Annotated in this window: 6 protein-coding genes; all 6 read left to right on the forward strand. The window is 70.2% G+C overall.

The window, feature by feature from the left end:
• Window positions 1–1,193 (forward strand): ABC transporter ATP-binding protein (locus tag VNT50_RS01890; RefSeq protein WP_325483413.1); only part of this gene is annotated, 1,193 nt, incomplete at its 5' end.
• A 66-nt stretch (window positions 1,194–1,259) separates the two neighbouring features.
• On the forward strand, window positions 1,260–3,173 hold the full coding sequence (typA, locus tag VNT50_RS01895; RefSeq protein WP_325483414.1) for a translational GTPase TypA: 1,914 nt from the start codon (window positions 1,260–1,262) through the stop codon (window positions 3,171–3,173).
• A 149-nt stretch (window positions 3,174–3,322) separates the two neighbouring features.
• Window positions 3,323–4,033 carry an AzlC family ABC transporter permease gene (locus VNT50_RS01900; RefSeq protein ID WP_325483415.1) on the forward strand — a complete coding sequence of 237 codons (711 nt, stop codon included), beginning with the start codon at window positions 3,323–3,325 and terminating at the stop codon, window positions 4,031–4,033.
• Window positions 4,030–4,344, forward strand: a complete 315-nt coding sequence (locus VNT50_RS01905; RefSeq protein WP_325483416.1) for an AzlD domain-containing protein — start codon at window positions 4,030–4,032, stop codon at window positions 4,342–4,344. The genes VNT50_RS01900 and VNT50_RS01905 overlap by 4 nt, the downstream gene beginning before the upstream one ends.
• A 38-nt stretch (window positions 4,345–4,382) precedes the next feature.
• On the forward strand, window positions 4,383–4,790 hold the full coding sequence (locus tag VNT50_RS01910) for a histidinol dehydrogenase (protein WP_325483417.1): 408 nt from the start codon (window positions 4,383–4,385) through the stop codon (window positions 4,788–4,790).
• A gap of 9 nt (window positions 4,791–4,799) precedes the next feature.
• On the forward strand, window positions 4,800–4,970 hold a 171-nt coding region (locus tag VNT50_RS01915; RefSeq protein ID WP_325483418.1), incomplete at its 3' end, for a ferredoxin family protein.

A 4,970-nucleotide genomic window follows, 5' to 3' on the forward strand; every position in this document is an offset into this window, starting at 1 on the left:
CGACGGCGCTCGATGTCACCGTTCAGGCCGAGATCCTCGACCTGATGCGGGATCTCCGCCACCGGCTCGACTCGGCCATCCTGCTCATCACGCACGACATGGGCGTCGTCGCCGACCTGGCCGACGACATCGTCGTGATGCGCAAGGGCGAGATCGTCGAGCGCGGCACGGTCGAGGGCGTTTTCGCCGATCCGCAGCATCCGTATACGCGCCAGCTGCTCGCCGCCGTGCCCCGCATCGGCCAGGTCAGCGGCGACGAGTCGATCGACACGACCGCCGCGCTCACCGGCGACACCACCCAGCTGCGGCTCGCGGAGGTCGCGGCGCGGGAGGATGCCGAGCGCCGCGACGCGCTCACGAATCCCGTGCTCTCGTTCGAGGATGTGGCGATCGACTACCCGAAGCGCGGGCGCGTGCCCGCCTTCCGCGCCGTGGAGCACGCCACGTTCTCGATCTACCCGGGCGAGGTCACCGGCCTCGTGGGCGAGTCGGGTTCGGGCAAAACCACCGTCGGGCGCGCCGCCATCGGGCTGCTGCCGATCGCGGACGGCCGCGCGACCGTCGTCGGCATCGACATCTCGAGGGCCGATCGCCGCCTGCTGCACAAGGTGCACAAGGACGTCGGCATCGTCTTCCAGGACCCGTCGTCATCGCTCAACCCGCGCCTTCCCATCGGTGCGTCGATCGGCGAGCCGATGCTGCTGGCGGGGGAGGCCAAGGGTCGCGACCTCGACAAGCGCGTGCAGGACCTGCTCGACGCGGTGGAGCTTCCGCGCGCCTACCGCAACCGGTACCCGCATGAGCTCTCCGGCGGCCAGAAGCAGCGCGTCGGCATCGCCCGGGCGCTCGCGCTCAAGCCCAAGCTGCTGATCGCCGACGAGCCGACATCCGCCCTCGACGTCTCGGTGCAGGCCACGGTGCTCGAGCTGCTGCGCCGCCTGCAGAGCGACCTCGGCTTCGCGTGCCTGTTCATCAGCCACGACCTCGCCGTCGTCGACTCGCTCGCCGATCGCATCATCGTGATGCACCACGGAAGGATCGTGGAGCAGGGCGCGACCGGACAGATCCTGCGCGCCCCGAAAGAGGCATACACGCAGCGGCTCATCGCGGCCGTGCCGATGCCCGATCCGGCCGAGCAGCGCGTGCGCCGCGAGGCGCGGGCGGCGCTTCTGGCAGCGGAAACCGGAGAGTAGCGGCCGGCGCGGTAGAATGGATGGGCCCGACTCCGGGCCCATCCACTTTCTGCAAGGACTTTCTCCATGGCGCGCGCCCTCCGTCCGGACCTCCGTAACGTCGCGATCGTCGCGCACGTCGACCACGGCAAGACGACGCTCGTCGACGCCATGCTCCGCCAGACGAACTCGTTCGGCGACCACGCGCATGTCGAAGAGCGCGCCATGGACTCGAACGACCTCGAGCGTGAGAAGGGCATCACGATCCTCGCCAAGAACACGGCGATCACGTACCAGGGCGTGCACGCGGGCGACAGCCCGGTGACGATCAACGTCATCGACACCCCCGGCCACGCCGACTTCGGCGGCGAGGTCGAGCGCGGTCTGTCGATGGTCGACGGCGTCGTGCTGCTGGTCGACGCGAGCGAGGGCCCGCTGCCCCAGACGCGTTTCGTGCTCCGCAAGGCCCTCGAGGCGAAGCTCCCCGTCATCCTGCTCGTGAACAAGACCGACCGCCCGGATGCGCGCATCGCCGAGGTCGAGGAGGAGAGCCACGATTTGCTGCTGGGCCTCGCGAGCGACCTCGTCGATGACGTGCCCGACCTCGATGTCGATGCCCTGCTCGATGTGCCCGTCGTCTACGCGAGCGGCCGCGCCGGCATCGCCTCGCGAACCCGCCCCGAGAACGGCACCCTCCCCGAGGGAGAGGACCTCGAGCCCCTCTTCGAGGCGATCCTCGAGCACGTGCCCGCTCCGTCGTACGATGACGACGCTCCGCTGCAGGCGTGGGTGACCAACCTCGATTCGAGCCCGTTCCTCGGCCGCCTCGCGCTGCTCCGCGTCTTCAACGGCACACTGAAGAAGGGCCAGACCGTGGCGTGGGTGCGTGCCGACGGCACCACGAGCAACGCCCGCATCACCGAGCTCCTCAAGACCCGCGCCCTCGAGCGCTACCCCGCCGAGAGCGCGGGCCCCGGCGACATCGTCGCGATCGCGGGCTTCGAGGACATCACGATCGGCGAGACGATCGCCGACCCCGACGACGTGCGCCCGCTGCCGCAGATCCACGTCGACGACCCCGCGATCTCGATGACGATCGGCACGAACACGTCACCCCTCGCGGGCAAGATCAAGGGCCACAAGCTGACCGCCCGCATGGTCAAGGACCGCCTCGACCGCGAGCTCATCGGCAACGTGTCGCTCAAGGTCGTCGACATCGGACGCCCCGACGCCTGGGAGGTGCAGGGCCGCGGAGAGCTGGCTCTCGCCATCCTCGTGGAGAACATGCGCCGCGAGGGCTTCGAGCTGACCGTCGGCAAGCCCCAGGTAGTCACGCGCCGCGTCGACGGCGAGCTCCAGGAGCCGTTCGAGCACCTCACGATCGACGCGCCGGAGGAGTACCTCGGCGCGATCACGCAGCTGCTCGCGACGCGTCGCGGCCGCATGGAGGGCATGACGAACCACGGCACCGGCTGGGTGCGCATGGAGTTCGTGGTGCCGTCGCGCGGCCTCATCGGCTTCCGCACCGAGTTCCTCACCACGACGCGCGGCACCGGCATCGCCAATGCGATCTCGCACGGCTACGAGCCGTGGGCCGGAAGCATCGTCACGCGCCAGAACGGCTCGATCGTCGCCGACCGCTCGGGGGTCGTCACGCCGTTCGCCATCATCGCCCTGCAAGAGCGCATGTCGTTTTTCGTGCAGCCCACGCAGGAGGTGTACGAAGGCATGGTCATCGGCGAGAACTCGCGAAACGACGACATGGACGTGAACATCACCAAGGAGAAGAAGCTCACGAACATGCGGCAGTCGACGTCCGACACGTTCGAGTCGATGACGCCGCCGCGCCAGCTCTCGCTCGAGGAGAGTCTCGAATTCGCCCGCGAGGACGAGTGCGTCGAGGTCACGCCCGAGATCGTGCGCATCCGCAAGGTGAATCTGGATGCCACGGAGCGGGCGCGCGCGACGGCCCGTCTCAAGCGCCAGGATGCGAACGCGTAGCGTTCGCGCTGACCGGACTCGGGCCGCCTTTCGGGGCGCGATATGTCCGTTGGGGCGCACGGCACGCGCCCCGACGGTGTGGATCCGCCCCAAACCCTGATCAGGCTTGGGCCGCCGCGCGCGCGGGTAGTCCTCGGTAGGCTCGCCGGGTGACGAACGAGCCCGATGTCGAGGCGCGGCGCGCCCGCAGGCAGGGACTCGCGGTGGCGCTCGCCACGAGTGCGTACGGCATCTCGTTCGGCGCGCTCGCGGTAGCGGCGGGCCTGGACGTATGGCAGACCTGCGTCCTCAGCCTCGTGATGTTCACGGGCGGGTCGCAGTTCGCCTTCATCGGTGTGATGGCCTCCGGAGGAGCGGCCGCGGCGCCCGTGGCGATCGCCTCGGCGGCGCTGCTGGGCGTGCGCAACGTCGCCTACGGCATGCGGATGTCGCCGGTCATCGGGCGTGGCTGGCCGAAGCGCGTCGCCGCGGCGCACTTCACGATCGACGAGTCGACGGCCGTTTCCCTTGCGCAGACCTCCCCGCGGGCGCGGACGCTGGGGTTCTGGGTGACGGGCATCGCGATCTACATCGGCTGGAACGCGACGACGCTGGCGGGTGCGCTCCTGGGCGACGTGCTGGGGGACCCGAGGGCCTATGGTCTGGATGCCGCGGCGGCGGCCGCGTTCCTCGCGCTGCTCTGGCCCCGGCTCCGGTCCCGGCAGGCGATCGCCGTGGGTGCGGCGGCCGCCGTGGTCGCCGCGTGCCTCACGCCGTGGCTGATGCCGGGGGTACCGGTGCTGATCGCCGCGTTCGTGGCCGTGGTCGTGGGCTGGTTCAACTGGTTCGGCCGCCGCGAGCACGAGGAGGCGCCGGTGTGACCCTCTGGAACGCCGTCCTGCTGGCATCCATCATCTGCGTCCTGCTGAAGATGCTCGGGTACCTGACGCCGCCGCACTGGCTCGATGCCCCGCGGCCCGCGCGCATCGCCGATCTGCTGACCGTGGCACTCCTCGGCGCCCTCGTGGCCGTGCAGACTCTCGCCGACGGCATGGCGATCGTCGTCGACGCCCGGCTGCCGGCGATCGTCGTCGCGGCCGTGCTCCTCGCCTTCCGCGCGTCGTTCATCGTCGTGGTGCTGGCTGCCGCCCTGGTGGCCGCGCTCCTGAGGGTGGTCGGCTGGGCGGCGTGACCGCCGGGCGTCGGCGAGCGCGCGGGTAGACTCGCCGGATGCGCTCCAGGTGGCTTTCTCGGGCGGGCACATGGCTGCTGGCGTTCATCGTCGGCGGCGTGTACTCGCTGGCCGGCACCATCGCGCATGCGTACAGGCTCGGCTGGTTCCCGCTTGGGCTGGTGCTCGCGGTCATCGGCAGCCTCGCCCTGCTCGTCGCCGTCCGCGCCCTGACCGCGGATCGATGGGCCACTCTGGCCACCGGGATCGGAATGTTGACGACTCTGACGGTGATCTCGGGCCGCGGGCCCGGAGGCTCCGTCATCGTCCCGCAGGAGGGATACGGTGTCGCCTGGACGATCTCGCTCGCCCTCTGCGTGCTGGTCGTCGTCGCGTGGCCCGACCTGTCCCAGATCCCGCGGCGTGCCCCCGCGGCCGGCGCCGCGGCACCTCACCACGAGCCGTAGACTGGTCGTGTGACCTATGTGATCGCGCTTCCGTGTGTGGACGTCAAGGATCGGGCGTGCATCGACGAGTGCCCCGTGGACTGCATCTACGAGGGCGATCGCTCGCTGTACATCCACCCCGACGAGTGCGTGGACTGCGGCGCCTGCGAACCGGTCTGCCCCGTGGAGGCGATCTACTAC

The sequence above is a fragment of the Microbacterium sp. genome (assembly GCF_035554235.1).
Lineage (GTDB): Bacteria > Actinomycetota > Actinomycetes > Actinomycetales > Microbacteriaceae > Microbacterium.

Coding starts and splice junctions, on each gene's coding strand:
- VNT50_RS01910 (WP_325483417.1), top strand. CDS start 4,383: ATGCGCTCCAGGTGGCTTTCTCGGGCGGGCACATGGCTGCTGGCGTTC.
- typA (WP_325483414.1), top strand. CDS start 1,260: ATGGCGCGCGCCCTCCGTCCGGACCTCCGTAACGTCGCGATCGTCGCG.